The organism is Alistipes sp. An66 (assembly GCF_002161445.1).
GTDB classification, from domain to species: Bacteria; Bacteroidota; Bacteroidia; order Bacteroidales; family Rikenellaceae; genus Alistipes; species Alistipes cottocaccae.
In genome coordinates this window covers 68,275-94,923 of sequence record NZ_NFHT01000004.1, presented here as the reverse complement: position 1 = coordinate 94,923, position 26,649 = coordinate 68,275, and the positions used below count along the sequence as shown (strand labels likewise).

Here is a 26,649-nt window from a genome sequence, read left to right as displayed (position 1 = left end):
GGATCGGACGGCGGGATCGGACGGCATCATGAAACCGGGGAAGAGGTCATCCGTGAGGAACCTTCCGACATGAAAAAACCGCCTGCAACATGCGTTGCAGGCGGTTTTCATAAAGGAGCAAAGAGAAGGCTCTTCGGACGTCCCGGAGTGCGACCCCGGCCCCGTCCGGGACGGAGCATCAGCCGATGTCGACCAGCGGAGCCTCCGTAGCGACATTCTGACCCTCCGTCACGAAGATCTGCTTCACCTCGCCGGCAAAATCCGTCGTGATGGAGTTCTCCATCTTCATCGCTTCCAGAACCATCACTTCGTCGCCGGCCTTCACCCGGTCGCCAACCTTCACCTTCACCTCGATTACGCGTCCCGGAAGCGGTGCCATGACGGCTTGGCCCGTAATGGTGATCGGCTTCTCCTCGGCAACGGACTCCGTCTCGGCGGCTGCGGCCGGTTTCGAAGCCTCGTATGCCTTCACCTTCTCGTTCGTCAGGAACGTCTTCGCTACCAGCGGGAAGAGTTCCAGCAGCAGCACCTCCTTCTCGTCGGCCGCCAGCTTCACGCCCCCGGCTTCGGGAAGTTCCGGATTCGGCTGCATCTTGTATTTCGACGTGTCGTACGGAGTCTCCTCGCGCACACCGCAGATCTTGAACCGGAACTCCGGATCGATCTTCACCGGCGTCTTGCCGTACTCGCCCTTCACCAGTCCCACGAACTGCGACGACTTGTTCGAGTACATCGGGCGTCCGGCCTTCTCGTCCAGCGCACAGTTCACGGCCTGCGCACCCACGATCTGCGACGTCGGAGTCACCAGCGGCGGAAGTCCCGCGGCCAGACGGACCGTCGGGATCAACTCCATGGCCCGCGGAAGAATCTCCTCGGCTTTCAGCTGTTTGAGCTGCGCCACCATGTTCGAGTACATGCCGCCCGGGATCTCTGCCTTCTGAACCAGTTCGTTCGGAGCCGGGAAGCCGAAATAGGCCTCGATCTTCCGGCAGGCGTCGAGCGTCCCGGCCTCGTCGTCGCGCTGCGCGGCGGCGATGGCTCGGTCGAACAGCGCATCGATCTCGGCCGGAAGCTGGTCCGTCAGCGGATTGAACGCCTTCGGCTCGGGTTTCTCCGTCCCGAAGACCGACTGGTTCAGCTCCTTGCGGATCTCACGCAGCTGCGTATTGATCCGCGCCACGGCCTCCATGTTGACGCCCGTGTCGATGCCCATCTTCTTGCAGAAAACGTGGATCAGCTCGATGGCCGGTGCACCCGTGCCCTCGGCGAAATACCAGCAGTTCGTGTCCACGATGTCCACCCCGGCCACGATCGCCGACAACACCGAAGCCAGTCCGTAGCCCGGCGTGCAGTGCGTGTGGAAATCGACCGGAATCGACAGGTGCTGCTTGAAGAGCTTGACCAGCGTGGCCACGCGCCGCGGCGGAATCAGTCCCGACATGTCCTTGATCGTGATCATGTCGGCACCCAGCGCCGCCATCTGCTTCGCCTTGTCCAGGAAGTAGGCGTCCGTGAAGACCGGAGCCGGATTCTTCTTCCCTTTGAGTTTGTCCCAGAAGCTCAACTCCGGGTATTTCGGATCCACCGTATAGCAGACCGCACAGTCGGCGATACCGCCGTACTGCTTGACATACTTCACCGTGGACTTCACGTTGTCGACATCGTTCAGCGCATCGAAAATCCGCATGATGCCCAGACCGCTCTCGATCGAATTCCGGCAGAATCCGTCGATGATCTCGTCCGTGTAGGGCGAATAGCCGAAAAGGTTCCGGCCCCGCGACAGCGCCGTGAGTTTCGATACCGACCCGACAGCCTTGTAGATCGTTTCCAGACGCGTCCACGGATTCTCGTTCAGATAGCGCATCACCGAGTCGGGAACGGCACCGCCCCAGACCTCCATCGCATAGAAATTCGCATCCTTGTAGAACGGCAGGCAGCGGTCGATCTGCTCCTGGTTCATGCGCGTTGCGAAGGACGACTGCTGGCCGTCGCGCAACGTCAGGTCTCTGATTTTGAGATTTCTCGCCATTTGTAATTCGGTTTTACTGTTATTGCAATAACAAAGGTAATAAAGCATTATGAATTTACAACTTTTTTGCGATCTTTTTTTAGGCAAAGATGCCGATTTGCTTACTTATCGTAAAATTTTTCGAATATAAGCCCCCCGACAAGGCGATTTCGGAGAAAAGAAAGGAGCAAAGTGCGGGATTTTTTGAAGCAAGACCGGAAGAAGAGGTCTGATCGAAAAAAGATGCGACGGACGGAGGCGGGGCTGACTCATGAACAGAGCCGGTTCCGGTCGAGGTACTTGCACTTGAACAGATCCACGAAATAGACGAACATCGCCAGCAGCAACGGACCGAAAATCACACCCATGAATCCGAACAGCGACAAACCGATGAAGACGCCGAAAACCGTGATGAGCGGATGGGTGTGCGCCATGCGCTTCTGCAAGATGAAACGCACCACATTGTCGACATGCGTCACGACCAGCGTCCCGTAGAGCGTCAGCCCGACGGCCGGCCCCCAGGCGCCCGTCAGCGCCATGTACCCCGCCAGCGGAACCCACACCAGCGCCGTCCCGACGATCGGAATCACCGTGGCGAAGCACGTCAGCACGCCCCAGAACAGCGGACTCGGAGCCCCGAAAATCAGATACCCCGCATAGGCCACGAAGCCCTGAATCACGGCCAGAAGCGGAATGCCGATGGCGTTCGACCGCACGATCAGATGGATCTCGTGCACGACGTTGCGCGAAACCCGCCGGTCGAAAGGCATCAGGTCGCTGCAATAGGACTCCATGCGTCGGCCGCCGATCAGCATGAAGTAGAGAACGAAGAGCAGAACCACCAGATTGACGGCAAAATCGACCATCCCCTCCACGAGCCACTGCCCCACACTCGGAATATACCCCAGCAGCCACCGCACGTTCGACTCCGACCAGAGTTCGTAACCGGTTTTCGCCTCGATCAAGCCGGCAAGGTGCTTCAACGGAACGATAAACTCACGGGGATTCGCCACAATGGACTGGATCTTGACGGCCACCATCCAGCCGATCAGCGTGATCGGGATCAGAAAGCAGCATACGGCCTCGGCCAGCAGCGCCGAAGCCGCCACACTGCGCCGCCACCGACGCCGCTCGGTCAGAAACCACATCTGACGCCGCAGCAGCACGTAGATCGTCACGGCCCCCAGCAGGCCGCCCAGAAACGGCACGACCTTCACGAAGATCGCAATGCCCAGCACGAAGATCAGCACGAAGAGCGAATAACGGCCGTATTTCTCCCGGATCGACAACATACGCCCCGCACTGCGCAAGGAGCGTGCCGCAACCCCATCGCCGGAACGCGGAACAGGCCGGGAAGAGGGGCGGCAGCTCCTCCGGCGCAAAAACAGAAGGTCCGGACCCGAGGCCCGGACCGCATTTCAAAATGCCTCCCGAAAGGGTAAGACCCTTACAGCAGCTGCGAGCGCAGCTCCGCACACGACGCTTCGGGATCCCGGTGGTCGAACAGAAAGCCGCGGATGCCCAGCCGCCCGGCCGCCTCGATGTTCGCCGCGCGGTCGTCGACGAAAAGCGTCTCCCCCGGGTCGAGCCCGTAACGTCCGAGCAGGATTTCGTAGATCCGCGGTTCGGGCTTCACCGTGAGCTCCTCGCACGAAATGACCTCGCCGTCGAAAAGCCCGTAGACCGGGAAGCGCCGCAGGTGCGCGATGAATTCGCGGGCCATGTTCGAAAGCACGTAGAGCCGGTAGCCCGCCGCCTTCAACTCGCCGACCAGACGCTCGGTCGCCGGGATGGGTTCCTGCAAGTCGATGGCCTGCTGCAACACCTCCGCACACCGTGCATACGGGCGGCCGGTCATCTCCACGAGGGTCTGCGTAACTTCGTCCAGCGTATTCGTACCCCGGTCATACTCCTCCCAGAAGCGCGGCATCTGCGGCGCACGCAGGAATCCGAAGAATTCCAGCAGCTCCGGGTCGCACTTCTTCCTGTCGCGGGCGAAAAGCACTCCGCCCAGATCGAAAACGATATTTTTCATGGTCTCACGCTTCACAGCCGCAAAGATACGCATCCCCGGGCGCAGAAGCAAATTTTCAGACCGCTTCCGCTCTCCGCACAAAGCAAAAAAAGCGGTTCCTCCGCACGGAGGAACCGCCCTTACGGAACGAAGCGGTATCAGAAGAGGTGCCACGCCACCGTCAGTCCGGCCATGACGATCGAAACCATCGACATCAGCTTGATGAGGATGTTCAGCGACGGGCCCGACGTATCCTTGAACGGATCGCCCACCGTATCGCCCACGACCGTGGCCTTGTGGCACTCGGAACCCTTGCCGCCGAAGTGCCCCTCCTCGATCATCTTCTTGGCGTTGTCCCACGCACCGCCCGCGTTGGCCATGAAGACCGCCAGCACGAAGCCCGAGCTCAATCCGCCGACCAGCAGGCCCATTACGCCCGCCACGCCGAAGATCAGACCCACGGCTACCGGAACGATAATCGCCAGCAGGCTCGGGAAGAGCATCTCGCGCTGCGCACCGCGCGTCGAGATGGCCACGCAGCGTGCATAGTCCGGCGTACCCTCGCCCGTGAGGATGCCCTTGATCTCGCGGAACTGACGGCGTACCTCCTGCACCATGCTCTCCGCGGCACGGCCCACGGCGTTCATCGTCAGTCCGCAGAACAGGAACGACATCATCGCACCGATGAACAGGCCGATCAATACCGTGGGGTTCATCAGCGAAATGTGGTAGTACTCCATGAAGTCCAGGATCGAGGCGTCCTGCACGAAGCGCATCGCACCGTCGGGCATTTCGAGCATCGTCATGCCGTTGTGCAGCATCCCGATGCGGATCTCCTCAATGTACGAGGCCAGCAAGGCCAAAGCCGTCAAAGCAGCAGAGCCAATCGCGAAACCCTTGCCCGTGGCGGCCGTCGTGTTGCCCAGCGCATCGAGCGCGTCGGTCCGCTTGCGCACCTCGGGACCCAGGCCGCTCATCTCGGCATTGCCGCCGGCGTTGTCCGCAATCGGCCCGTAGGCGTCCGTGGCCAGCGTGATGCCCAGCGTCGAGAGCATGCCCACGGCCGCAATGCCGATGCCGTAGAGCCCCAGCGAGAGGTTCTGCGGAGCCAGCATGTTCTTCACGTCGAAGCCGATGGCGCACAGGTAGGCCAGAATGATCGCCACGCCGATCGTCACCACCGGAACGGCCGTCGAAATCATCCCCGAACCGACGCCCGAGATGATCACCGTGGCGGGACCCGTCTGGGAACTCTCGGCGATCTTCTGCGTCGGTTTGTACGAATGCGAGGTGTAGTACTCCGTGACCTGTCCGATCACGATGCCCGCAACGAGACCCGTGATCACCGAGCACGAAAGCCCCAGCCAGTTCTGGATCCCAAGCACGTAGAGGATGCCGAACGTCGCCACGGCGATCAGCAGCGAACTGAAATTCACCCCCACGCCCAGCGAACGGAGCAGCTGGCGCATCGTCGCGCCCTCCTTCGTCCGGACGAGGTAGATGCCCAGAATCGACAGCAAGATACCCACCGCCGCGATCAGCATCGGAGCCAGCACGGCCTTCAATTGCAGGGCCTCGCTCCCGGCCGTGGCAAACGCCGCGGCTCCCAGGGCCGCCGTGGCCAGAATCGATCCGCAGTAGCTCTCGTAGAGGTCGGCGCCCATGCCGGCCACGTCGCCCACGTTGTCGCCCACGTTGTCGGCGATCGTCGCCGGGTTGCGCGGGTCATCCTCCGGAATACCGGCCTCGACCTTGCCCACCAGGTCGGCACCCACGTCCGCAGCCTTCGTGTAGATGCCGCCGCCCACGCGCGCGAAGAGGGCCTGCGTCGAGGCGCCCATGCCGAAGGTCAGCATCGTCGTCGTGATGACCACGAGTTTCTGCGGTCCCGCCACGTCGACGAAGGCGTTCAGAATCACGTACCAGAACGAAATGTCCAGAAGCCCCAGCCCCACGACCACCAGTCCCATGACGGCTCCGCTGCGGAAGGCCACCTTCAAGCCCCGGTCCAGCGACTGACGCGCCGCATTGGCCGTGCGTGCCGAAGCGTAGGTCGCCGTCTTCATGCCGAAGTAGCCGGCCAGGCCCGAGAAGAAGCCCCCCGAGAGGAAGGCAAACGGAACCCAGCCGTTCTGTACGCCCGCACCGTAGGCCAGGTAGGCGAAGAACAACGCCAGCACCACAAACACGAGGCCCACGACCTTGTACTGCTGACGCAGGTAGGCCATCGCCCCCTTGCGTACGTGCGCCGCGATCTCCCGCATGCGCTCCGTACCCTCGTCCTCGCGCTTCATCAGCCGGTAGAACGCCCACGCAAAGGCAAGCGCCACGATCGATGCCGCAGGTACGGCCCAGAAAATGGTTGGAATGTTCATAATTTCGCGTATTTTAGGTTGAATTTCTACAAAGATAACAAAAGGTGTGTGCAGCCCAAACAAAAAAACGATGTTTTTTTCAGTTTGATGCAGCCGGAACACCCCCGTCGCCCGCAAAACGGGCACAAAAAAACCGGGACCTCTCGGTCCCGATTTTCATAAGCCTCCGATCCGGATGCTACGATCCGAAGTTGTCGTAGAGGATGTTCTCCGGCGGTACGCCCAGCGAATCGAGCATCTTCACCACCGAAGAGATCATCATCGGGGGTCCGCACATCAGGTAGATGCAGTCCTCCGGCGCCTGATGGTGTTTCAGGTAGTTCTCGTAGAGCACGTTGTGCACGAAGCCCGGCGTATAGGGAACACCCGCCGCATCGGCCTCCGGATCCGGACGGTCCAGTGCCAGGTTGAACTTGAAGTTCGGGAACTCCTCCTCGATCTCGTGGAACTCGTGCAGGTAGGGGGCCTCCTTCATGGCGCGGGCACCGTACCAGAACGATACCGGACGCTTCGTCTTCTCGGTCTTAAACAGGTGCATGATGTGGCTCCGCATCGGCGCCATACCCGCACCGCCGCCGATGAAGATCAGCTCCTGCGTATCGGGCAGGTTGTCCGGAAGGAAGAACTCTCCGTAAGGGCCCGAAATCGTCACCTTGTCGCCCGGTTTGCGCGAGAAGATGTACGACGAGCAGATGCCCGGGTTCACCTTCATGAACGTACCCGTGGCGCGGTCGAACGGAGGCGTAGCGATACGGATGTTCAGCATGATGATGTTCCCTTCGGCCGGGTGGTTCGCCATCGAGTAGGCGCGGAACGTCGGCTCGGGGTTCGTCGTCACCAGATCCCACATCTTCATCTTGTCCCAGTCGGCGCGGAACTTCTCGTCCACGTCCATGTCCGAGAACTTGATCGCATCGTACTTCGGAATGTCGATCTGGATGTAGCCGCCGCTGCGGAATTTCAGGTTCTCACCCTCCGGAAGCTTCACCACGAACTCTTTGAGGAAGGTCGAAATGTTGCGGTTCGAAACCACCGTGCACTCCCACTTCTTCACGCCCAGAACAGCTTCCGGAACCTTGATTTTCAGGTCGTTCTTCACCTTCACCTGACAGCCCAGACGCCAGTGGTCCTTGGCCATCTTGCGCGTGATGAAGCCCGTCTCCGTGGGCAGGATGTCGCCGCCGCCTTCCAGAACCTGGCACTTGCACATCCCGCACGAACCGCCTCCGCCGCACGCCGACGGGAGGAATACCTTGTTGTTGGCCAGCGTCGACAGAAGCGTCGAGCCGCTCTCCGTCGTGATGACCTTCTCGCCGTTGTTGATGTCGATCGTCACGGCCCCCGACGTGGTCAGCTTCGCCTTCGCATACAGCAGCAGCGCCACCAGCACCAGCGTGATGACCAGAAAGGCCGCAATCGCTATGATAATCGTTGTAGTCATTGTTGCGAATCTCCTTTTTTAGGTTAGAACTGAATGCCCGAGAAGATCATGAAGGCGATGCCCATCAGACCCGTGATGATGAAGGCGATACCCGGGCCCTTCAACGCCGCGGGAATGTGCGAATAGGTCGTCTTCTCGCGGATCGCAGCCATCATCACGATGGCAAGCCACCAGCCCAGACCCGAACCCAGACCGTAGACGATCGACTGCCACAGCGTATCCAATTCCCCGGCGTCGACCTTCTGCTGCATGAACAGCGAGCCGCCCATGATCGCACAGTTCACCGCAATCAGCGGCAGGAAGATGCCCAGCTGGCTGTAAAGCGTCGGCGAGAACTTCTCGACGATCATCTCCACCAGCTGCACGAACGCCGCGATCGTCGCGATGAAGACGATGAACGACAGAAAGTTCAGATCCACGCTCTCCGGAACCGCCTTGATCCACTGGTGCAGAGCGCCCGGTTTCAGAATGTATTCATACAAGAGGTAGTTCAGCGGCACGGTCATCACCATCACGAACGTAACCGCCGCGCCCAGTCCCAGGGCCGTCTTCACGCTCTTCGATACGGCGATGTACGAACACATGCCGAAGAAGAAGGCGAAGACCATGTTGTCGATGAAGATCGACCGGATGAAGATATTCAATGATTCCATATGCTACCCTCCTATTTTTCCTGTAAGTCCTTGTTGCGCGAACGGTGCACCCAGATGATGCAGCCCACGATGATCAGCGCCATCGGCGGGAACAGCATCAGACCGCAGTTCGAATAGAATCCGCCCTCGGTCATGTACCAGCTCTCCGGGATGATCCGGAAGCCCAGCAGGCTCCCCGAGCCGAACAACTCCCGGAAGAAGGCCACGATCACCAGAATCATGCCGTAGCCCAGACCGTTGCCGATGCCGTCGAGGAACGACGCCCACGGCTTGTTGCCCAGCGCGAAGGCCTCCACTCGTCCCATCACGATGCAGTTCGTGATGATCAGACCCACGTAGACCGACAACTGTTTCGAAATCTCGTAGACATAGGCTTTCAGCACCTGGTCCACCAGAATCACCAGCGCCGCAATCACCACCAGCTGCACGATGATGCGGATACGCGCCGGAACGCCGTTGCGCAGCAGCGACATCACCAGGTTCGAAAAGGCCGTTACGACCGTTACGCTCAACGCCATCACGATGGCCGGTTTGAGCTGCACCGTAACCGCCAGCGCCGAGCAGATTCCCAGAATCTGCACGATGACCGGGTTGTTCGCGGAGAACGGACCCGTCAGATATTTCATGTTGTTACTCATGGCTTTCCGCATTTTCTTCGTTTGACTCCTCCTCCGTTGCCGCCGGCGCCGGTTCCGGCTCCGACTGACGTTTCGATTCCAGCAGCGGCAGGTAGTTCTTCAAGCTGTTGTAGAGCATCGCAGTCACGCCGTCCGAGGTCTTCGTACCGCCCGAAATGGCGTCAACCTCGTGGGCGGGATCCTTCGCCCCGCCCTTGCGCAGCGTCACCGACACGAACTGGTCTCCCTCGAAGATCGTCTTGCCGACGAACAGCGACTGATACTTCGGCGTGGCGATCTCGGCGCCCAGACCCGGCGTTTCGCCCTTGTGCGCCATGATGATGCCGGCCACGGTGTTCATGTCCTTTTCCAGCGCCACATAGCCCCAGACCGGACCCCACAGACCCATGCCCGTCACGGGGATTACCACGCGGCCGTCCTTGGACTCGAAGATCGGGAACTTCCCGGCGGCAAAGGCCCCCGGAAGGTCGTTCAGCAGCGCGAAGACGTCGCCGTCAACCCGATTGCCCTGCGCGTCGACCACATAGGCGTCGATGAACTGGTCGTACGACTCTCCCTCGGCCGACAGCGACGCAAGGATGTTGCGTTTCTTCTCGTTCAGGTCGTTGGCGTCCTGACGCGGTTTGAGCGCCAAAGCCGCCACGGCCAGCAGCACCGCCACGATCACCACCATCACCGTCGAATAGAGGACGATATAGGCGTTGCTGTTCGTATCGCCGAGCAGGCCCTTCTTCTTCGGCTCCGTCACCTCGGTGAATTCCGAAGCCGGAGCGGCGCAAACGGGACACGTTGCGGGTGCGGCGTCTCCCTCGTGGATGTAGCCGCAAACGTTGCATTTGAATTTTTTCGTTGCCATAGCTCCCCTATTTTGCGAGTTTCACACGTTTCTTGCGCCGCGAGATGTTCGCCTCGACCACGAAGTAGTCGACCAGCGGCGCCAGCGCGTTCATGAAGAGGATCGAGAGCATCATACCCTCCGGGTAGGCCGGGTTCACCACGCGGATCAGCACAGCCAGAGCACCCGTCATGAAGCCCACGATGTACTTGCCCTTGTTGGTCTGGGCCGAGGTCACGGGATCCGTGGCCATGAAGACCGCGCCGAAGGCAAAGCCGCCCACGATCAGATGCCACCATGCCGGAACATCCTTCATATAGGTCAGCATCGCGATCAGCGACTTGTTCTCCTCGGCCAACTCCTTCGTCGCACGGAGCGCTTCGATATCGGCCGTTCCGCCGATCCAGTTGAAGAGAAGGCCTATGGCCAGTCCGCCGACGAAGACCGAAATCATCGTCCGCCACGAGGCGATGCCCGTCCACAGCAGGATCGCGGCGCCGATCAGGATGGCCAGCGTCGAGGTCTCGCCGAACGAACCCGGGATCATGCCCAGGAAGGCATCCAGCGGCGAGTAGGTCATCGTGCCGGTCGAAGCCAGCTGCTCGAGGGCCGTGGCGCCGGTGACGCCGTCAACGTGGGCGCCCATCATCGTCCAGTTCGAATACCAGACCGCCTCACCCGACATCGAGGGCGTATAGGCGAAGAAGGCGAAGGCGCGCGCCAGCAGCGCCGGGTTGAAGACGTTCATGCCCGTACCGCCGAAGACCTCCTTGCCGAAGATCACGGCGAAGGCCGTCGACAGTGCCACCATCCACAGCGGCGTCGAGACGGGGAAGATCATCGGAATCAGAAGTCCCGTGACGAGGAAGCCCTCGTTGACCTCATGACCGCGCACCTGCGCGAAATAGAATTCGATGGCCAGACCCACGATGTACGACACGCACACCATCGGCAGCACCCGCACCAGTCCGTAGATGAAGGCCCGGAATCCTTCCAGACCCACCTGTGCGCCGGTCCACCAGCAACCGAACAGGAACGCCGGCATCAGGGCCAGAACAACCATGATCATCGTACGTTTCATGTCGTTGCAGTCCCGGATGTGCGCGCCCTTCACGGTCGTCGTGTTCGGCACGAAGAGGAACGTTTCGAACGCTTCGAACGTCGATTCCAGGAAGCCCAGTTTCCCGCCTTTCGAGAACGTGGGCTTGATTTTATCCATCAGTTTGCGAAGTCCCATCTTTAAGCCTCCTTGATCATTAAGTTAATACCGTCGCGGATGATCTGCTGGATCTCGGTCTTCGAGGGATCCACGAACTCGCACAGCGCGAAGTCCTCCTCCGTCACCTCGTAGATGCCCAGATTCTCCATCTTGTCGATGTCGCCCGCCAGACAAGCCTTCAACAGGTACATCGGGTAGATGTCCATCGGAAGATACTGCTCATAGAGACCCGTCACCACGAACGGACGCTCCCCGCCGTTCATATTCGTATCCAGGTCGTAGGCCTTGCGCGGACACAGCCACGAGAAGTAGGCCCGCGATACCGAAAACTTCTTGAAGCGCGGCATCGCCCAGCCCAGCAGCTCGTACTTGTCCCCTTCGGGAATGGCCGTCAGCTGGTTGGCATAGAAGCCCAGGAAGCCGTCCGGCGAGGTCTTCGTGCCGGTGAGCACGTTGCCCGAGATGAAGCGGACCGAGTCTCCCTCCTTCTGGGCCTTCACATTGCCGCCGACGATCGAGTCGACCTTCGCACCGCCGATCACGCGCACGTACTGCGGGTGTTCGATCTCCGAGCCGGCCACGGCGATGATTTTCGTCATGTCGACGCGCCCCTCGTTGAACAGGCGCCCGATGATCGCCAGATCCTGGATGTTCACCGTCCAGACGATGTCGCCCCGGTTGATCGGGTCGATGTGGTGGATCTGTACGCCCACGTTGCCCACGGGGTGTTTCCCGGCGAAGGTGTGCAACTCGACGCCTTGCAGCGACGGCATGCTGCCTTCGGCATGCGCACGAACCGAGAGGTGAACCTTGCCCGGGGTGAGACGGCGCAGCACCTCGATACCCTTTTGCAGGTTCCGCTGCTCGCCTTTCAGCACGAAATTGTAGTCCGGAGCCTGCGGCGCCGAATCGAACGCCGAAATGAAGACGGCCTTCGGCGTGTCCACAGGGTCTGCGATGATCCCGTAGGGACGCTGCACGAGCATCGGCCACAGGCCCGAACGAAGCAGGAGTTCGACGATCTCCTCCCGGGTGGCTTTCCCAAGGTCCGGCGCCGTGAACGACTCGTACTCCTGCGTGGAGTCCGGCGTCACCGTCACCGAGAGCACCTTGCGCTTCTCGCCGCGGTTGATGGCCGCCACCGTGCCGCTGACGGGAGACGTGAAGAGAACCCGTTCGTTGAACTTGTTGAAGAACAACGCCGTTCCGGCCTTCACCCGATCCCCGACCTTAACCAGCAACTTCGGTGTCACGCCTTCGAAATCCAGAGGCGAGAGGGCGTACTCCGAAGCCATCGGCGCTGCCGCCAACGTCTCCTGGGGTTTGCCCACCAGATTGATGTCTAAACCCTTGCGTAGTGTAATGATTTTCGACATGGTTAAAGATTTTGAGTTATTTGTGTGTTTGGTTTCCTCCCACTGCTCACTGCGCCCGCACACGAAAATAACCGCACCCTTCGTGTCCGGTTTCCGCACGCGGAGTTTCGGTTGTTAGCGGGCTAACAATTATTTCGCGTGCGAAAGTACAAATTTTTTCCGATAAATGCCATCCATCGGAGCATTATTTCTTAAATTTACTTAAAATTCCTACTTTTGTCTCGGTCATGCTTCCGTACGTAAACATACACACCCACCGTCCGACGGGTCGCGGAATCGAACTCCGCACGGCGGGCCTGCACCCCTGGGAAGCCGGGAACAACGCCGCCGAAGCGATCGGAAGGCTTGCCGAACGGCTCTGCGGCAGGGGCCCGGGCCCCTGCGAAACGCTCCGCTCCGAGGCCGTGCAGGCCATCGGCGAAACCGGGCTCGACTTCGCCTGTGCGGTCCCGCGCGAAGCCCAGTTCAACGCCCTGCGCGCCCAGCTCGCTCTGGCCCGGCAGGCGGGACTGCCCGTCGTGCTGCACTGCGTGCGGGCCTTCGAACCGCTGATGCGCGAACTGGCCGAATGCGAGCCCCGCGCTGTGATCTTCCACGGATTCATCGGATCGCCCGAGCAGGCCCGGCAGGCCCTGCGGCGAGGTTATTACCTCTCGTTCGGCGAGCGCGCCTTCGCCTCGCCCAAAACCCTGCGGGCCCTGCGCGAAGTGCCCCTCGGGCAGCTCTTCTTCGAGACCGACGACGACGAGGTGACCATCGGGGAGATCTACGACCGGGCGGCCGCGGTGCTGGGGCTGCCGGAGGAGGTGCTGCAACGCGCCACCCTCGAAAATTACGAACGCTTATTCGAAAAAAGAGATGGATAACTGGTTGGAGAGAACGGAACTGTTGTTGGGTCGGGAGAAGCTCGGCCGTTTGAGGAGTGCCCATGTGCTGGTCGTCGGACTGGGCGGCGTGGGGGCCTATGCCGCCGAGATGGTCGCCCGCGCCGGCGTGGGACGCATGACCATCGCCGACGCCGACACCGTGAACACGACGAACATCAACCGCCAGCTCGTCGCCCTGCACTCGACCGTCGGCCGGCAGAAGGCCGACGTGCTGGCCGAGCGCCTGCGCGACATCAACCCCGACATCGAACTCACGGTCGTCAACCGATACATCCGCGACGAGGAGACCTACCGCCTGCTCGACGCCGCGGCGTACGACTACGTGGTCGACGCCATCGACACCCTCTCGCCCAAACTCGCACTCATTGCCGCGGCGCTCGAACGCCGCCTGCCGCTCGTCAGCTCGATGGGCGCCGGGGCCAAGACCGACCCCACGCGCATGGAGATCGCCGACATCGCGAAAACCCACCACTGCCCGCTGGCCCACATGCTCCGCAAACGGCTCCACAAGATCGGCATCCGCAGCGGATTCCGCGCCGTCTTCTCGCCCGAGCCGATCCGCGAGGGGGCGATGATCCTCTGCGAGGAGCAGAACAAGAAGTCCAACGTCGGGACCATCTCCTACCTTCCGGCGCTGTTCGGCATCGGATGCGCCTCGGTCGTGATCCGCGGCCTGACCGGAGAACTCGACTGACATCCCCCGCATCCTCTTCCGATCCGCAAACCCCAAAATCACCGAAAATACCCCATGAAACCGAACATCGTCTTTCTGGATGAATACTCGCTCGGCGGCGCCGACCTCGCGTCGGTCCGCGCGTTGGGCAACTACACGGCCTACGAGACAACCCGCCCCGCGGAGGTCGTCGGCCGCTGCCGCGAGGCCGACATCGTCATCACCAACAAGGTGCCCTTCGATGCCGCGACGCTCCGCGCCCTGCCCCGCCTGCGGCTGATCTGCATCGCCGCAACGGGCATGAACCACATCGACCTCGCGGCGGCGGCCGAATGCGGCGTCACCGTGAAGAATGCCGTCGGATACTCGACCCATGCCGTGACCGAAACCACCATCGGAGCCGCCATCGCCCTGCTGCGGCAGATCGTCTACTACGACCGCTACACGAAGAAGCACTACGCCGGGGCCGAACGCCAGTTCCACTTCGGGCGCACGACCCGCCAGCTGCACGGTTCGCGCTGGGGCATCGTCGGCCTCGGCAACATCGGTCACAGCGTCGCACGCGTCGCCGAAGCCCTCGGCTGCGAGGTGGCCTACACCTCCACGTCGGGCGTCGCACGCAAGGAGTCCTACCCCATGCTGCCGCTCGACGAACTGCTGGCCTGGGCCGACATCGTGTCGGTGCACTGTCCGCTGACCGACCGCACCCGCGGGTTGATCGGAGCCCGCGAGTTGTCGCTCATGAAGCCCTCGGCCCTCGTGATCAACGTCGCACGCGGCGGGATTGTCGACGAGGCGGCTCTGGCCGCGGCGCTCGATGCCGGACAGATCGCGGGTGCCGCCCTCGACGTCTTCGTCCACGAACCGCTCGACGTGGGGAACCCCCTGCTCGCCGTCCGCGAGCCCGACCGGCTGCTGCTCTCGCCCCACAACGCCTGGTCGCCCGTCGAGGCGGTCGAAGTGCTGGTCGGGTGCATCGCCCGCAACATCCGCGAAAACTGGAAAAACAACTGATCATGGAGACTCCCGACACCGCCCCGCTCTCGCCCGACGAACGCCGCCAGCGGGTCTTCGACTGGCTCGATGCGCATGGCATCCGCTACACGTGGTACGAACATCCCGAAGCCCCGACCATCGAGATCGCACGCCAATACTGGCACGACGACGGCTCGAAACACTGCAAGAACCTCTTCTTCCGCAACCACAAGGGCGACCGCCACTACCTCGTATGCTTCGACTGCGAGCGGGCGATGGCCATCCACGACCTCGAACACCGCCTGCATCAGGGCAAGCTGTCGTTCGCCTCGGAGCAGCGCATGGAGCGCTGGTTGGGGCTGCGGCCGGGATCCGTATCGCCCTTCGGGCTGATCAACGACCCGGCGAACCATGTCCACCTCTTCCTCGACGCACGGCTCCGGGAGTGGCCCGCCCTCTCGTTCCACCCCAACGACAACCGCGCAACGGTGGTCATCACGCAGGAGGAGTTTGCGAGGTTCCTCGCCGCCGTCGGCAACTCCTGGGAATTTCTCGAACTCTATTGAACAGCGTGACGATTTTTTCGCTATCTTTGGACTTATTCAGACAACCCTTACAAACACAACCATGAAAAAAATCGTCATCGCACTGCTCCTGACTCTCGGTGCATTCGGCGCACTCCGGGCCCAGTCCATAGAATCGGAGATCATGTCCTACCTGCGAACCGAGGGATATGTCCCCACCTATGACTCGGATGGAGATATCCAGTTCAAGAAGGAGGGATGTCTCTATTACGTCATCATCAAAGACTCCGGCGAGGGGTACTCCTACGTCGAGGTCCGCGTCCCCTTCGACGCCTCGGACATGTCGCTCTCCGACCTGCGGAGCTTCGCCACCGAGCTCAATACCAGCAAATATCTCTGCAAATGCTCGGCATACCACGACGAGACAAACGGCAACATCTTCCAGATCAGCATGGAATTCATCGCCAACTCGGCCTCGCAGGCCCGTTACATGATGGGCCATGCCATGCGGCTGATGCCCAAATGGGTCACCGCCTTCGAGATATATCACTGACCATCGGAAGATCCAAGCACCTGGGAGGGGGCATTCGCTTTGGCGAATTGCCCCCTCTCTTTTTTCTCCTCTCCGGCGCCGCACATCCGGCCCATCGGACCGGCATCGTCCCCTCACATCCACGCTCACCTTCACCCTGTATTTCACAAGCCTCCGGAAACGGCTTGGCCGCCCGCCATGCTGCGTAACCGCGGCATGCGCCGGCCATGAGACCCGGCAAGGCGAAGCCCCTGCACCATCCGACCGTACCGCACAAAAAAAACGGAAGCCGGTCCTCTGACCGGCCTCCGTTCGTGCCATTCGGTTCCGCAGAACCATTGTTATTTCAATTCGTGTTATTTCAGCTCGACGAGCACCTTGCCGGTCATCTCCGCAGGCTGCGGAAGTCCCATCAGTTTCAAGACCGTCGGGGCAACGTCCGCCAGAATGCCGTTCTCAACCGACTTCACACGATCCGAAACCACCACAATGGGCACCGGATTCAGCGAGTGTGCCGTGTTGGGCGTGCCGTCGGGATTGATCGCGTTGTCGGCATTCCCGTGGTCGGCGATCATCACCACCTCGTAGCCGTTCGCCTTCGCAGCCTCAACGACCTTCTCCACGCACCCGTCTACGGCCTTCACGGCCTTCACGATCGCCTCGTAGACGCCCGTATGGCCTACCATGTCGCCGTTGGCGAAGTTCAGGCAGATGAAGTCGAACTTCCGCTCGTTCAGTGCGGCAACCAGCTTGTCGGCAACCTCCGGAGCCGACATCTCGGGTTGCAGGTCGTAGGTCGCCACCTTCGGCGAGGCGACCAGAATCCGCTCCTCACCCTCGAACTTATCCTCACGCCCGCCGTTCAGGAAGAACGTCACGTGCGCGTATTTCTCCGTCTCGGCGATGCGCAGCTGCTTCAAGCCCTGCTTCGAAACCCACTCGCCGATCGTGTCGGGCACGTCCGCCTTGTCGAAGAGGATGTGCAGGCCCGTGAACTTCGCGTCGTAGGGGGTCATGCAGCAGTAGTACAGCGGCAGGGTGTGCATCCCCGCTTCGGGCATGTCCTGCTGCGTGAGTACGATCGTCAGCTCCTTGGCGCGGTCGTTGCGGTAGTTGAAGAAGATCACCACGTCGTTCTCCCGGATCAGACCCATCGGCTGCCCGGCTGCGTCGACATGCACGATCGGCTTGATGAACTCGTCCGTCACGTCGGCGTCGTAGGACTTCTGAACGGCGGCGACCATGTCCGTATCGTGCTCGCCCACGCCCTCGACCAGCGCGTCGTAGGCTACCTTCACGCGCTCCCAACGCTTGTCGCGGTCCATCGCATAGTAGCGGCCGATCACCGTGGCGATCTTGCCGCCCGTCTTCGAGAGGTGCTCCTCCAGCTGCGCGATGAAGCCCTTGCCGCTGTGCGGGTCCGTGTCGCGGCCGTCCATGAAGCAGTGCACGTAGGTGCGCTCCGAAACGCCGTACTCGCTGGCGATGTCGCACAGCTTGAAGAGGTGCTCGAACGACGAGTGTACGCCGCCGTCCGACGTCAGGCCCATGAAGTGAACCCCCACGCCCTGCGCCTTCGCATATTCGAACGCCCTGACCACCTCGGGGTTTTTCAGAATCGAGTTGTCGCGGCACGCCCGGTTGATCTTCACCAGATCCTGGTAAACCACACGCCCCGCGCCGATATTGAGGTGACCCACCTCCGAATTGCCCATCTGTCCGTCCGGAAGTCCGACGTTCTCACCGTCGGTGCGCAGCTCGGCATGGGGATATTGTTCGGTCATCGCCGAAATATAGGCCGGGTGCACCGTCGAAATGACGTCCGCCTTGTCGTGATGGCCATTGCCCCAGCCGTCGAGAATCATCAATAATACCTTGTTGCTCATATCTCTCTCGTTTTTTGATTGTTACTTCACCTGTGCCGCGATCAGCTCCACGGCCTTGTCGATCGCCGCCTGCAAACCGTCGGCCTGCTTGCCGCCCGCCGTGGCGAAGAACGCCTGGCCGCCGCCGCCGCCCTGCATCAGCTTCGCCGCTTCGCGCACCACGGCTCCGGCATTCACGCCCTGCGCCGTGATCCCGTCGCCCAGCATCACCGTCAGCGTCGGCTTGCCCTCGCACAGCGAACCCACGACCAGCACCAGCCGCGGCATCCGCTGCCGCAAATTATAGGCCAGGTCCTTCACAAAGTCCGGACGACGATCCGTCTGCACGGAGAAAAGCTGCATGCCGTCCCGCTCGGGCGTCGACGCGGCGATCTTGTCCGCCCACTGCGAAACCTGCTCGCGCCGCATCGTCTCCACCTCCTTCGAGAGCTGCTCGTTGCTTTCCAGCATCTTCTTCACGGCCTGCACCACCTGCGGGTTGTTCAGGTAGTCGGCCACGTTGCGGATCGTATCCTCCGCCGCGTAGAGCATCTTCTCGGCATGTTCGCCCGTGACCGCCTCGATACGACGCACGCCCGCCGAAATGGCGCTCTCCGAGAGGATCTTGAAGAATCCGATCGTTCCCGTGGCCCGCGTGTGCGTGCCGCCGCACAGCTCCACCGACGTCCCGAAGCGAACCATGCGCACCCGGTCGCCGTACTTCTCGCCGAAGAGCATCATCGCCCCGGCGGCCGCAGCCTCCTCCTTCGTCGCCTCGCGGTTCTCGACGAGCGGGTAGTCGGCGCGCACGGCCCGGTTGACCAGCATCTCGACCTCGCGCAGCTGCTCCGGGGTCACCTTCTGGAAGTGCGAGAAGTCGAAACGAAGCATCTCCGGAGTCACCAGCGAACCCTTCTGCTCGACGTGCGGACCCAGCACCTTGCGCAGCGCCTCGTGCATGAGGTGCGTCGCCGTGTGGTTGTTCGCGGCGCTCTGGCGCTTCTCCGGGTCGACCTTCGCCGTGAATTCCGACGCAGGATTCTCCGGAAGCTGGTTCACGATATGGATGATCAGCCCGTTCTCCTTCTCGGTGGCCACGACCGGGATCCGCTCATTGGCGCTCTCGATCATGCCGATGTCGCCGATCTGACCGCCCGAATTGCCGTAGAACGGCGTGCGGTCGAAGACCAGCTGGTAGGAGGTCTTGCCCTTCGACGTCACGCGGCGGTAGCGCGCGATGTGCACCTGCTCGGTCAGCGTGTCGTAACCCGTGAAGATGCTCTCCTTGATGGGGATCAGCTCCACCCAGTCGTCCGTATCGACGGCCGCGGCGTTGCGCGAACGCTCCTTCTGGGCCTGCAACTCCTGCTCGAAGGCGTCGAGGTCCACCTCCACGCCCTGCTCGCGGGCGATCAGCTCCGTCAGGTCGATCGGGAAGCCGAACGTGTCGTACAGATCGAAGGCATCCTTGCCCGAAATGCGGCTGCCGCCCTCCCGCTTCGTGCGGGCGATCACGCCGTCCAGCAGGTTGATGCCCGTGGCCAGCGTCCGCAGAAATGCAGCCTCCTCCTCCTCGATCACCTTCTCGATCAGGGTCTGCTGCGCTTTCAGCTCGGGGAACTGGCCCCCCATCTGCTCCACCAGTCCCGGAACCAGGCGGCAGAGCGTCGGCTCCGTGAAGCCGAGGTAGGTGTAGCCGTAGCGAACCGCACGGCGCAGGATGCGGCGGATCACGTAGCCCGCCTTGACGTTCGACGGAAGCTGTCCGTCGGCGATCGAGAAGGCGATGGCGCGCAGGTGGTCGGCGATCACGCGCATGGCTACGTCCGATTTCTCATCCTCGCCGTAGCGCTTGCCCGAAAGGGCCGCGATGCGGCCGATCGTCGGCTGGAAAACATCCGTATCGTAGTTCGATTTCTTGCCTTGAAGGATCATGCACAGCCGCTCGAAGCCCATGCCCGTGTCGACGTTGCGCGCCGGAAGCTCCTCCAACGAGCCGTTCGCCTTGCGGTTGAACTGCATGAAGACCAGATTCCAGATCTCGATCACCTGCGGGTGGCCGGCGTTGACCATCTCCCGGCCCGGCTTCGCGGCGATCTCCGCCTCGTCGCGCAGGTCGAAGTGGATCTCCGAGCAGGGTCCGCACGGACCCGTCTCGCCCATCTCCCAGAAGTTGTCGTGCTTGTTGCCGCGGATGATGTGATCCTCCGGCAGGAAGCGTCTCCAATAGTCATAGGCCTCCTGGTCGAACGGAACGCCGTCCTCCTCCGAGCCCTCGAATACCGTCGCGTACATCCGCTCGGCCGGCAACTTGTAGACGTCGTGCAGCAGCTCCCACGCCCACTCGATCGCCTCCTTCTTGAAGTAATCGCCGTAGGACCAGTTGCCCAGCATCTCGAACATCGTATGGTGGTAGGTGTCGTGTCCGACCTCCTCCAGGTCGTTGTGCTTGCCCGACACCCGAAGGCATTTCTGCGTATCGGCCGCACGCGGATATTTCCGCGGCGCATTCCCCAGAAAAATGTCCTTGAACTGGTTCATGCCCGCATTGGTGAACATCAGCGTCGGGTCGCCCTTCACCACCATCGGCGCCGAAGGGACGATTGCATGACCCTTCGACTCGAAAAAGTCCAGAAAGGCCTGTCTGATTTTATTTGACTCCATCGTATATTGATTTATCCTATTTCCGCGTTCTTGATTCGGGTTGCAAAATTACACATTTTAAACTAAATTTGCACCTCACCGACAGAGTTTTTTCCGCAATGGGTCAAAAAGGTCACAGATTCCCCACCGAGGCGCTCCGGGCCGGAGCCGGCGAACTCTCGCACGAGGCACAGATCCTCACGCGCGATGTCGTCACGGCCCCTTTCCGGCTCAAAACCTACCGCCTGATCCGGAAAATCCTCATCGGATTCATCCTCGTGTCGATCGCCAACGTGCTCTTCTCCTACTTCTTCTACACCCCCAAAATGTACCGCATCCTGCGCGACAACCGAGAGACCGAAATCCGATACCGCATCCTGCAAGACCGCATCCGCGCCGCCCAACAGCGCGTCGACGAGATCCGCCATCGCGACAATTACGTCTACCGCTCGCTCTTCGCCACCGACACGCTCGCGATCCCCGGCGTCTGGAACCCATACCCCGATTCGAAATACGCCCCGATGGCCGACGACGAATACGCGCCCCTGATGGTCGGAACCTGGCGACAGATCGACGCCCTGGCCCGCACGCTCTACCTCGAATCGGTCTCGATGGACGAACTCCAACTCCTCTCCAAGAACAAGGAGCAGCTCTCCGCCGCCGTGCCCGCCATCTGGCCCATCGACCGCAAGGCCCTGCACAACAACCATATCGGCGCATTCAGCCCCCGGCGTTTCCACCCCGTGCTGCACCGCGTCATCGCACACACCGGCGTCGACTTCGGCTGCGACCGCGGGACCCCCGTCTACGCCACCGGCGACGCCACCGTCGAACTCGCCCAGTCCTCCGGATACAACGGCGGATACGGGCATCAGGTGCTCCTCGACCACGAATTCGGTTACAAGACCCGATACGCCCATTTGAGCGACATCCTCGTCAAACCCGGCGACCGCGTCGTCCGCGGGCAGATCATCGCCCACACCGGAAACACCGGACGCTCGACCGGTCCCCACCTCCATTACGAAGTGATCCACAAGGGCGTACCCGTCAACCCGATCAACTACTTCAACCGCGACATGTCGGCCGAAGAGTACGAACGGCTGATGGAGAACCTGCGCGAAACCAACTTCGAAAAGTATTGACGACATGGCCGGAAAAAAGGATCTCGAACGCCTCCGCAGACGCAAACGCCGCAAACAGCGCATCATCCGCGCAACCGTACACCTCTTCGTATGGTTCGGAGCCGCCGTGCTCTACTACATCGGGTTCTCGATCTTCTTCGACACCCCGTTCGAGTACCAGATGAAGCACTCCACCGACCTGCTCCGCAACGAGTACCGGCGTCTCGAACTGCGTTACGACTCCCTGGCCCGCGTCCTCGGCAACCTCGAAGAGCGCGACCGAAACGTCTTCCGGATCCTCTTCGAATCCGAACCCTACGACTTCAATACGGAGATCGAACGGCAGCAGGCTGCCACCTACGAGAAGATCGTCGGTCGCTCGACCCGCCAGCTCAAACGCGAACTCCGCGAAGGGGTCATCGAGATGGAACAGCGGCTCACCGAACTCGGGGATTCCTACCTCCAATTGCAGGCCCGCATCGACACCGTCGGCCGCGGATGCGACAACATCCCCTCGATCCAGCCCGTCATCAACAAGCAGCTCACCCTGCTGACCGCCTCCTACGGCATGCGCATACACCCCTTCTACAAGACCTTGCAGGCCCATCAGGGAGTCGATTACACCATCCCCGAAGGTTCGCGCGTCTTCGCTACGGCCGACGGCGTGGTCCGCGACGTCTCCTCGCGCAGCTCCACACAGGGCCGCACCGTCGTCATCGACCACGGAAACGGATACGAAACCTCATACAGCCACCTCTCGAAAATCAACGTCCGAAAGGGCCAGAGCGTCCGCCGCGGCGACATCATCGCCCTCTCCGGCGATACGGGGCTCTCGCTCTCGCCCCACCTCCACTACGAGGTCCGAAAGGACGGCATGCGCGTCGACCCGATCCACTACTTCTTCATGGAACTAACCCCCGGCGAATACCAGCGTCTGATGCGCATCGCGCAGGCCGGCATGCAATCCTTCGACTAAACATGCAACCTTCCGACAGTTCCCGCATCCGGCTCATCCTGCTCGACTTCGACGGCACGCTCGCCGACACCCGACGGGCCAATACCCTGGCCTACGTCGCGGCGCTCGGCGAGGCCGGATACACCCTCACCGAGGAGGAGTACACGACCAACTACTTCGGCATGCGATGCGAGGAGTTCCTGACTCGCTTCGGGATTGCCGATCCCGCCGAGCGCGAGCGCCTGCGCCGCCGCAAGATCGAACTCTACCCCACGTTTTTCGATACCGTGCGGCTGAACCGTCCGCTGTGGGAATTCTGCCGTCAGTTCCAGTCCCGGGGCGGGCGCGTATGGATCGTCTCGACCGGCAGCCGCGACAACATCGACAACGTCATGCGCCACCTCGGCATCGGAGGCCCCGCCGACGATCCGGCATCAAAAAACGCTGCCCCCGGCAGCGTCGGAACAACCCCTCCCGAAAACGGATGCCCGCTCGGACGGGTCGACGGCATTCTCGCAGGCCCCGACATCGAACGGCCGAAACCGGCTCCCGACTGTTTTCTGGAAGTCATGCGCCGCGAAGGCTGCTCGCCGCGCGAAACCCTCATCTTCGAAGACTCGGCCATCGGCATCGAAGCCGCACACCGGAGCGGAGCCTCCTACTTCGTCGTCAGGCTCTGAATCCCGTCCGGCGGCAGCGCCCGAAGGCCATGCCGGCAGTTTCCGTCATCGGCAAGTTCCGGATCCCGTCCGGGCCATGACCGGCCCCGGCGACCAGAATCCGAACGCCCGAAGTCCCGGACCGTTGCCCGTTGTTCTAACGGGGCTCCCGGGGACCGCGGGGCGGACGCTCGTCCGGAAGGGGCTTTCAACGGCAGATCCCGGCAGCGGGCACAATCATTCCGAGGGCTTCCGGCACGAAGAAGAGCCGGCAAAAGCGCACAGAAAAGGGCGCGTCCGAGCGCGCAGAGAGGGCGCCTTCCGAAAAGATCACCGCTTGCAGATGACGTTGAAATCGCAGAATTTGCAGGTGTCCGCATCGGCGCACTGCCGGAACGGCGTCGACGGATCATAGAGCTCCGCGAGCGTCTCGCGCACCAGCGTCTCGAAACGCTCCGCATAACAGGAGTAACGGCAGCCGCGGATGTCCAGCTCGCGGTCGACGAGTGTCGGATCGTAGTCCGGGCGGTTCATCGAACGCACGTAATAGAGCGTCGGAACGGCATCCGCCCCTCGCGTGCGGTAGAGCATCATCGCGTAGAGCAGCGTTTGCAGCACGTTCGAAAGGCGCTGTTTTCCCTCCCCGCGGAACAGGCTCCCGATCCCCGCAAAATCGAGGTGTGCGGCCCCGGTCTTGTAGTCCACCACGCGCAGCGTCCCGTCGTCCAGACGGTCGATGCGGTCGGCAATGCCCGCGAACTTCATGCGCAGCGTGCGTCCCGCACTCTCGAAATCGAATCCGTATTCGATGCGCTGTTCCAGCCCCTGCACTGCAAATCCGTCGTGCGACGCATCGTAGGGCATCACCCCGCCCCGCAGGTAGCGCGTCACGATATCCTTCACCAGCAGCAGGTTGCCCGTATAGTCGTCCGACGTGGCCTGCGGGTCGTTCAGGTAATTCTCGTTGATCGACGCCTCGACCGCCGCCTCAACCTCCCCCGTGCGGAGCATCGCACGCAGCGTGTCGCCCGGGTGGCTCTCGCCGACGATCCGCGCGTAGAGCTTCTGCACCGCGGCGTGGAGAATCGTGCCGAACATCGGCGCATCGACCTCCTCGGAGATCTCGTCGTCGCGCTCCAACCGCGCCACCGAATGGAAATAGAAGCGCAGCGGGCACGCCACATACCGGAAAAAGGCCGTCGGCGAGAGCGTCGCCTTCGACGCCGCATCGGTGAACGCCGCAAGGCGACGCAGCACCCCGGCGTCCTTCGCCACCTCGATCGGCGGCGTCTCCGCCAGATTCACGTCCACGCCCACCTCCTCCTTCGCCACGCGGAAGCCGCTCTCGTAGTCCAGCTGGTAGATGTAGCGGCTCGGCTCGCCCGTCGACTTGTCGTCGGCATGCGAGCAGTAGAGCATCCACACACGCCCGGCCCGTTGCAGCAGCCGGTAAAAGTAGTAGGCATAGACCCCTTCGTGGTGCTCGGGCGTCGGAAGCCCGTAGGCCGAACGCAGGTTGTAGGGGATGAACGACGCCTGCGCCATGTGGTTGCCCGGGAAGTTGTCGTCGTTCATCGAGAGCAGGATCACGTTCTCGAAATCCACGTTGCGCGTTTCGAGGATACCCATGATCTGGACCCCTTCGAGCGGCTCCCCCTCGAAGGGGATGCGCAGCGTTTGGAGATGCCGCCGCAGAAGCGACGCATAGACCTCCGGAGTCAGCTCCACGTCGCACTCGTCGAGCGAGTTGCGCAGTTTGGTGATCTCCTCGGCGATGACCGCCAGGAACTCCACGCGCTGACGGGCGTCGTCCCCCTCGTAGGGAATGCGGGCCACGGCCCCGACCACCCGCAGCAGCCAGTCCGACTGCTCGTGCCACGTCTCCGCCGGCGAGAAGATCGCCGACAGCAGTTCGTTGCGGCCCAGCCAGGCGGCATCCACGGAGATCCGCCGTTCGCGGACGATCTCCTCCTGCATCCGCCGCGTCGTCGCGGGGTCGCAGTCCGACACATAGGGGTGTGCGAGAAGCCCCGCGGCATCGGCGTGGTAGAAGGTCCAGCCGTCGCCCTTGCGGCGGCGGTGCGTCTGCAACTCCACGAGGCGTTCGACGAACGTATAGGCCAGGCTCGCACGAAGCGGGAAACCCATCGTGACGTTGACCTTCCCGATCTCCTTCGGCAGCGCATAGAGCAGCGGCAGCAGCAGGTTTTCGTCCGTCAGCACGACGGCCGTCCGCTTGTCGAGGGGACGCCCCCCGGAGAGCGCTTGCAGGATCTTCGCCGCATACTTGCACTGAACGGCGTTCGAGACCGCCGCAACCGATGTCAGCGCCTTCGGCGACGACATGTGGTCGTGCGACACCTCGCCCCGCGGCGGAAACTGCACGACGTTCTCACGCACGAACATCCCCGCCTCCTGCTCCGCGGAGTCCTTGTAATAGGTGTCGTAATCCCAGTAGAAATCGGTCTCCGCAGCGGTCGCGAGAAACCGGAACAGCCGCTTCTCGCACTCCGACAGGGCGTTGAAGCCCGCCACGACATAGCGCCGCGGCTCGGGAAACGAGAACGCCCCCTCGCGGATGCGGTCGGCGGCCGCTCGCTGGATCATCCCGCCGTAGGCGATGCCCAGCTCCGCGAGCCGCGCCCGGAAGCGGCGGTAAACCGGCCCGAGGGTCTTCCAGATCGCCAGAAAACGCCGCTTCTCGGCCGAAAGGTCCGCCTCGGGGCCCAGCGACGACCAGAATCGCACGATCTGCAACTGCGCCGGTGTGAGGTAGGAAATGTCGGCTTCGAGCTCCTTGATCTCCGTAATGTTGCGGAACAGCTGGTCGGCATCGACGGCGTATTTGTCGATCGTGTCGAAATCCGTCAGCAGCAGGTCGCCCCAGAAATAGAACTTGTCGAACGGTTCGTCGTGGTACTCCGAGTAGATCTTGTAGAGCTCCGTGATGAGGCGCACGCGGTCGCCCGCACGAAGCCCCGAGATTTCGCTCATCAGTTCGTCGATCGTCGTCCACGCGGGCTGCCACATCGGCCGGTCGGCAATCTGCGACAGCGCATCGACGAAAAACAGACGCGCACGCCGCGACGGAAACAGCACCGAGCGTTCCGAAAGCGACGACCCGTAACGGGCATACAGATCTGCGGCTACTTCGTAAAGAAAACTCTTCATGGTCGGATGTCCGGTCCGGAGAGAAGCTCCGAAAGGGAGGGTGGAATTAAGAATCGAGGCGAAAAGAGCGGACGAAAATACAGGC

At 61.9% G+C, this 26,649-nt stretch carries 21 protein-coding genes; 8 read left to right on the top strand and 13 right to left on the bottom strand.

What is annotated here, in order from left to right; translation table 11 throughout:
* Window positions 1-178 precede the first annotated feature (178 nt).
* The 10 genes from B5G16_RS04405 to B5G16_RS04360 all read right to left on the bottom strand — a co-directional run bounded on the left by B5G16_RS04405 (window position 179) and on the right by B5G16_RS04360 (window position 12,559).
* Window positions 179-2,029, bottom strand: a complete 1,851-nt coding sequence (locus tag B5G16_RS04405) for a biotin/lipoyl-containing protein (protein WP_087261592.1) — start codon at window positions 2,027-2,029, stop codon at window positions 179-181.
* Window positions 2,030-2,277: 248 nt separating this feature from the next.
* Complete coding sequence (locus B5G16_RS04400; RefSeq protein ID WP_087261590.1) at window positions 2,278-3,300, bottom strand: AI-2E family transporter; 1,023 nt, start codon at window positions 3,298-3,300, stop codon at window positions 2,278-2,280.
* Window positions 3,301-3,455: 155 nt separating this feature from the next.
* Window positions 3,456-4,043, bottom strand: a complete 588-nt coding sequence (locus tag B5G16_RS04395) for an HAD family hydrolase (RefSeq protein ID WP_087261817.1) — start codon at window positions 4,041-4,043, stop codon at window positions 3,456-3,458.
* A gap of 137 nt (window positions 4,044-4,180) precedes the next feature.
* Window positions 4,181-6,397: a sodium-translocating pyrophosphatase gene (locus B5G16_RS04390; RefSeq protein ID WP_087261588.1), complete on the bottom strand. Its 2,217-nt coding sequence runs from the start codon at window positions 6,395-6,397 to the stop codon at window positions 4,181-4,183.
* 178 nt (window positions 6,398-6,575) lie between these two features.
* On the bottom strand, window positions 6,576-7,838 hold the full coding sequence (nqrF, locus tag B5G16_RS04385) for an NADH:ubiquinone reductase (Na(+)-transporting) subunit F (RefSeq protein WP_087261586.1): 1,263 nt from the start codon (window positions 7,836-7,838) through the stop codon (window positions 6,576-6,578).
* Between the two features lie 23 nt (window positions 7,839-7,861).
* Window positions 7,862-8,491 (bottom strand): NADH:ubiquinone reductase (Na(+)-transporting) subunit E, encoded by a 630-nt coding sequence (gene nqrE / locus B5G16_RS04380; RefSeq protein ID WP_087261584.1) that lies wholly within the window; start codon window positions 8,489-8,491, stop codon window positions 7,862-7,864.
* A gap of 11 nt (window positions 8,492-8,502) precedes the next feature.
* Entirely contained in the window at window positions 8,503-9,129 is a 627-nt protein-coding gene (locus B5G16_RS04375; protein ID WP_239405961.1) for an NADH:ubiquinone reductase (Na(+)-transporting) subunit D, read from the bottom strand.
* On the bottom strand, window positions 9,122-9,985 hold the full coding sequence (nqrC, locus tag B5G16_RS04370; protein ID WP_087261580.1) for an NADH:ubiquinone reductase (Na(+)-transporting) subunit C: 864 nt from the start codon (window positions 9,983-9,985) through the stop codon (window positions 9,122-9,124). The genes B5G16_RS04375 and nqrC overlap by 8 nt, the downstream gene beginning before the upstream one ends.
* A 7-nt stretch (window positions 9,986-9,992) precedes the next feature.
* Window positions 9,993-11,183 carry an NADH:ubiquinone reductase (Na(+)-transporting) subunit B gene (gene nqrB / locus B5G16_RS04365; RefSeq protein ID WP_087261577.1) on the bottom strand — a complete coding sequence of 397 codons (1,191 nt, stop codon included), beginning with the start codon at window positions 11,181-11,183 and terminating at the stop codon, window positions 9,993-9,995.
* 20 nt (window positions 11,184-11,203) lie between these two features.
* Window positions 11,204-12,559 (bottom strand): Na(+)-translocating NADH-quinone reductase subunit A, encoded by a 1,356-nt coding sequence (locus B5G16_RS04360; protein WP_087261575.1) that lies wholly within the window; start codon window positions 12,557-12,559, stop codon window positions 11,204-11,206.
* Window positions 12,560-12,786: 227 nt separating this feature from the next.
* Here B5G16_RS04360 and B5G16_RS04355 point away from each other — a divergent pair, with 227 nt between their 5' ends.
* From B5G16_RS04355 to B5G16_RS04335, 5 genes are all read left to right on the top strand, one after another.
* The gene (locus B5G16_RS04355) at window positions 12,787-13,425 is read left to right on the top strand and encodes a TatD family hydrolase (RefSeq protein ID WP_087261573.1); all 639 of its coding nucleotides are present in this window, start codon (window positions 12,787-12,789) and stop codon (window positions 13,423-13,425) included.
* Complete coding sequence (locus tag B5G16_RS04350) at window positions 13,418-14,140, top strand: tRNA threonylcarbamoyladenosine dehydratase (protein WP_087261571.1); 723 nt, start codon at window positions 13,418-13,420, stop codon at window positions 14,138-14,140. The genes B5G16_RS04355 and B5G16_RS04350 overlap by 8 nt, the downstream gene beginning before the upstream one ends.
* A 54-nt stretch (window positions 14,141-14,194) precedes the next feature.
* On the top strand, window positions 14,195-15,133 hold the full coding sequence (locus B5G16_RS04345; RefSeq protein ID WP_087261569.1) for an NAD(P)-dependent oxidoreductase: 939 nt from the start codon (window positions 14,195-14,197) through the stop codon (window positions 15,131-15,133).
* A 2-nt stretch (window positions 15,134-15,135) separates the two neighbouring features.
* Window positions 15,136-15,660, top strand: coding sequence for a prolyl-tRNA synthetase associated domain-containing protein (locus tag B5G16_RS04340; protein WP_087261567.1), 525 nt, complete (start codon window positions 15,136-15,138; stop codon window positions 15,658-15,660).
* Between the two features lie 61 nt (window positions 15,661-15,721).
* Window positions 15,722-16,171: a hypothetical protein gene (locus tag B5G16_RS04335; protein ID WP_087261565.1), complete on the top strand. Its 450-nt coding sequence runs from the start codon at window positions 15,722-15,724 to the stop codon at window positions 16,169-16,171.
* 335 nt (window positions 16,172-16,506) lie between these two features.
* Here B5G16_RS04335 and gpmI read toward each other — a convergent pair whose 3' ends face one another.
* A complete protein-coding gene (gene gpmI, locus B5G16_RS04330) occupies window positions 16,507-18,036 on the bottom strand; it encodes a 2,3-bisphosphoglycerate-independent phosphoglycerate mutase (protein WP_087261563.1) in 1,530 nt (509 codons plus the stop codon).
* A 21-nt stretch (window positions 18,037-18,057) separates the two neighbouring features.
* Window positions 18,058-20,679, bottom strand: coding sequence for an alanine--tRNA ligase (alaS, locus tag B5G16_RS04325; RefSeq protein WP_087261561.1), 2,622 nt, complete (start codon window positions 20,677-20,679; stop codon window positions 18,058-18,060).
* Between the two features lie 98 nt (window positions 20,680-20,777).
* Between alaS and B5G16_RS04320 the strand changes: the two genes are divergently transcribed.
* The 3 genes from B5G16_RS04320 to B5G16_RS04310 are packed head-to-tail and all read left to right on the top strand — an operon-like array spanning window position 20,778 to window position 23,414.
* Window positions 20,778-21,800: a M23 family metallopeptidase gene (locus B5G16_RS04320; RefSeq protein WP_087261559.1), complete on the top strand. Its 1,023-nt coding sequence runs from the start codon at window positions 20,778-20,780 to the stop codon at window positions 21,798-21,800.
* A gap of 4 nt (window positions 21,801-21,804) precedes the next feature.
* On the top strand, window positions 21,805-22,755 hold the full coding sequence (locus tag B5G16_RS04315) for a M23 family metallopeptidase (RefSeq protein WP_087261557.1): 951 nt from the start codon (window positions 21,805-21,807) through the stop codon (window positions 22,753-22,755).
* 2 nt (window positions 22,756-22,757) lie between these two features.
* Window positions 22,758-23,414 (top strand): HAD family hydrolase, encoded by a 657-nt coding sequence (locus tag B5G16_RS04310; protein ID WP_087261555.1) that lies wholly within the window; start codon window positions 22,758-22,760, stop codon window positions 23,412-23,414.
* Window positions 23,415-23,723: 309 nt separating this feature from the next.
* On the opposite strand, the gene B5G16_RS04305 is transcribed toward B5G16_RS04310, so the two are convergent.
* Complete coding sequence (locus B5G16_RS04305) at window positions 23,724-26,564, bottom strand: PD-(D/E)XK nuclease family protein (RefSeq protein ID WP_087261553.1); 2,841 nt, start codon at window positions 26,562-26,564, stop codon at window positions 23,724-23,726.
* Window positions 26,565-26,649: the final 85 nt, after the last annotated feature.

What these genes read in the sequence shown, in the direction of transcription:
- nqrB (WP_087261577.1), bottom strand. Translation starts at nt 11,183, where the DNA reads ATGGATAAAATCAAGCCCACGTTCTCGAAAGGCGGGAAACTGGGCTTC.
- B5G16_RS04395 (WP_087261817.1), bottom strand. Translation starts at nt 4,043, where the DNA reads ATGAAAAATATCGTTTTCGATCTGGGCGGAGTGCTTTTCGCCCGCGAC.
- nqrC (WP_087261580.1), bottom strand. Translation starts at nt 9,985, where the DNA reads ATGGCAACGAAAAAATTCAAATGCAACGTTTGCGGCTACATCCACGAG.
- alaS (WP_087261561.1), bottom strand. Translation starts at nt 20,679, where the DNA reads ATGGAGTCAAATAAAATCAGACAGGCCTTTCTGGACTTTTTCGAGTCG.
- nqrE (WP_087261584.1), bottom strand. Translation starts at nt 8,491, where the DNA reads ATGGAATCATTGAATATCTTCATCCGGTCGATCTTCATCGACAACATG.
- B5G16_RS04360 (WP_087261575.1), bottom strand. Translation starts at nt 12,559, where the DNA reads ATGTCGAAAATCATTACACTACGCAAGGGTTTAGACATCAATCTGGTG.
- B5G16_RS04375 (WP_239405961.1), bottom strand. Translation starts at nt 9,129, where the DNA reads ATGAGTAACAACATGAAATATCTGACGGGTCCGTTCTCCGCGAACAAC.
- B5G16_RS04345 (WP_087261569.1), top strand. Translation starts at nt 14,195, where the DNA reads ATGAAACCGAACATCGTCTTTCTGGATGAATACTCGCTCGGCGGCGCC.
- B5G16_RS04305 (WP_087261553.1), bottom strand. Translation starts at nt 26,564, where the DNA reads ATGAAGAGTTTTCTTTACGAAGTAGCCGCAGATCTGTATGCCCGTTAC.
- B5G16_RS04310 (WP_087261555.1), top strand. Translation starts at nt 22,758, where the DNA reads ATGCAACCTTCCGACAGTTCCCGCATCCGGCTCATCCTGCTCGACTTC.
- B5G16_RS04340 (WP_087261567.1), top strand. Translation starts at nt 15,136, where the DNA reads ATGGAGACTCCCGACACCGCCCCGCTCTCGCCCGACGAACGCCGCCAG.
- B5G16_RS04350 (WP_087261571.1), top strand. Translation starts at nt 13,418, where the DNA reads ATGGATAACTGGTTGGAGAGAACGGAACTGTTGTTGGGTCGGGAGAAG.
- gpmI (WP_087261563.1), bottom strand. Translation starts at nt 18,036, where the DNA reads ATGAGCAACAAGGTATTATTGATGATTCTCGACGGCTGGGGCAATGGC.
- B5G16_RS04390 (WP_087261588.1), bottom strand. Translation starts at nt 6,397, where the DNA reads ATGAACATTCCAACCATTTTCTGGGCCGTACCTGCGGCATCGATCGTG.
- B5G16_RS04405 (WP_087261592.1), bottom strand. Translation starts at nt 2,029, where the DNA reads ATGGCGAGAAATCTCAAAATCAGAGACCTGACGTTGCGCGACGGCCAG.
- B5G16_RS04400 (WP_087261590.1), bottom strand. Translation starts at nt 3,300, where the DNA reads ATGTTGTCGATCCGGGAGAAATACGGCCGTTATTCGCTCTTCGTGCTG.
- B5G16_RS04315 (WP_087261557.1), top strand. Translation starts at nt 21,805, where the DNA reads ATGGCCGGAAAAAAGGATCTCGAACGCCTCCGCAGACGCAAACGCCGC.
- B5G16_RS04355 (WP_087261573.1), top strand. Translation starts at nt 12,787, where the DNA reads ATGCTTCCGTACGTAAACATACACACCCACCGTCCGACGGGTCGCGGA.
- B5G16_RS04320 (WP_087261559.1), top strand. Translation starts at nt 20,778, where the DNA reads ATGGGTCAAAAAGGTCACAGATTCCCCACCGAGGCGCTCCGGGCCGGA.
- nqrF (WP_087261586.1), bottom strand. Translation starts at nt 7,838, where the DNA reads ATGACTACAACGATTATCATAGCGATTGCGGCCTTTCTGGTCATCACG.
- B5G16_RS04335 (WP_087261565.1), top strand. Translation starts at nt 15,722, where the DNA reads ATGAAAAAAATCGTCATCGCACTGCTCCTGACTCTCGGTGCATTCGGC.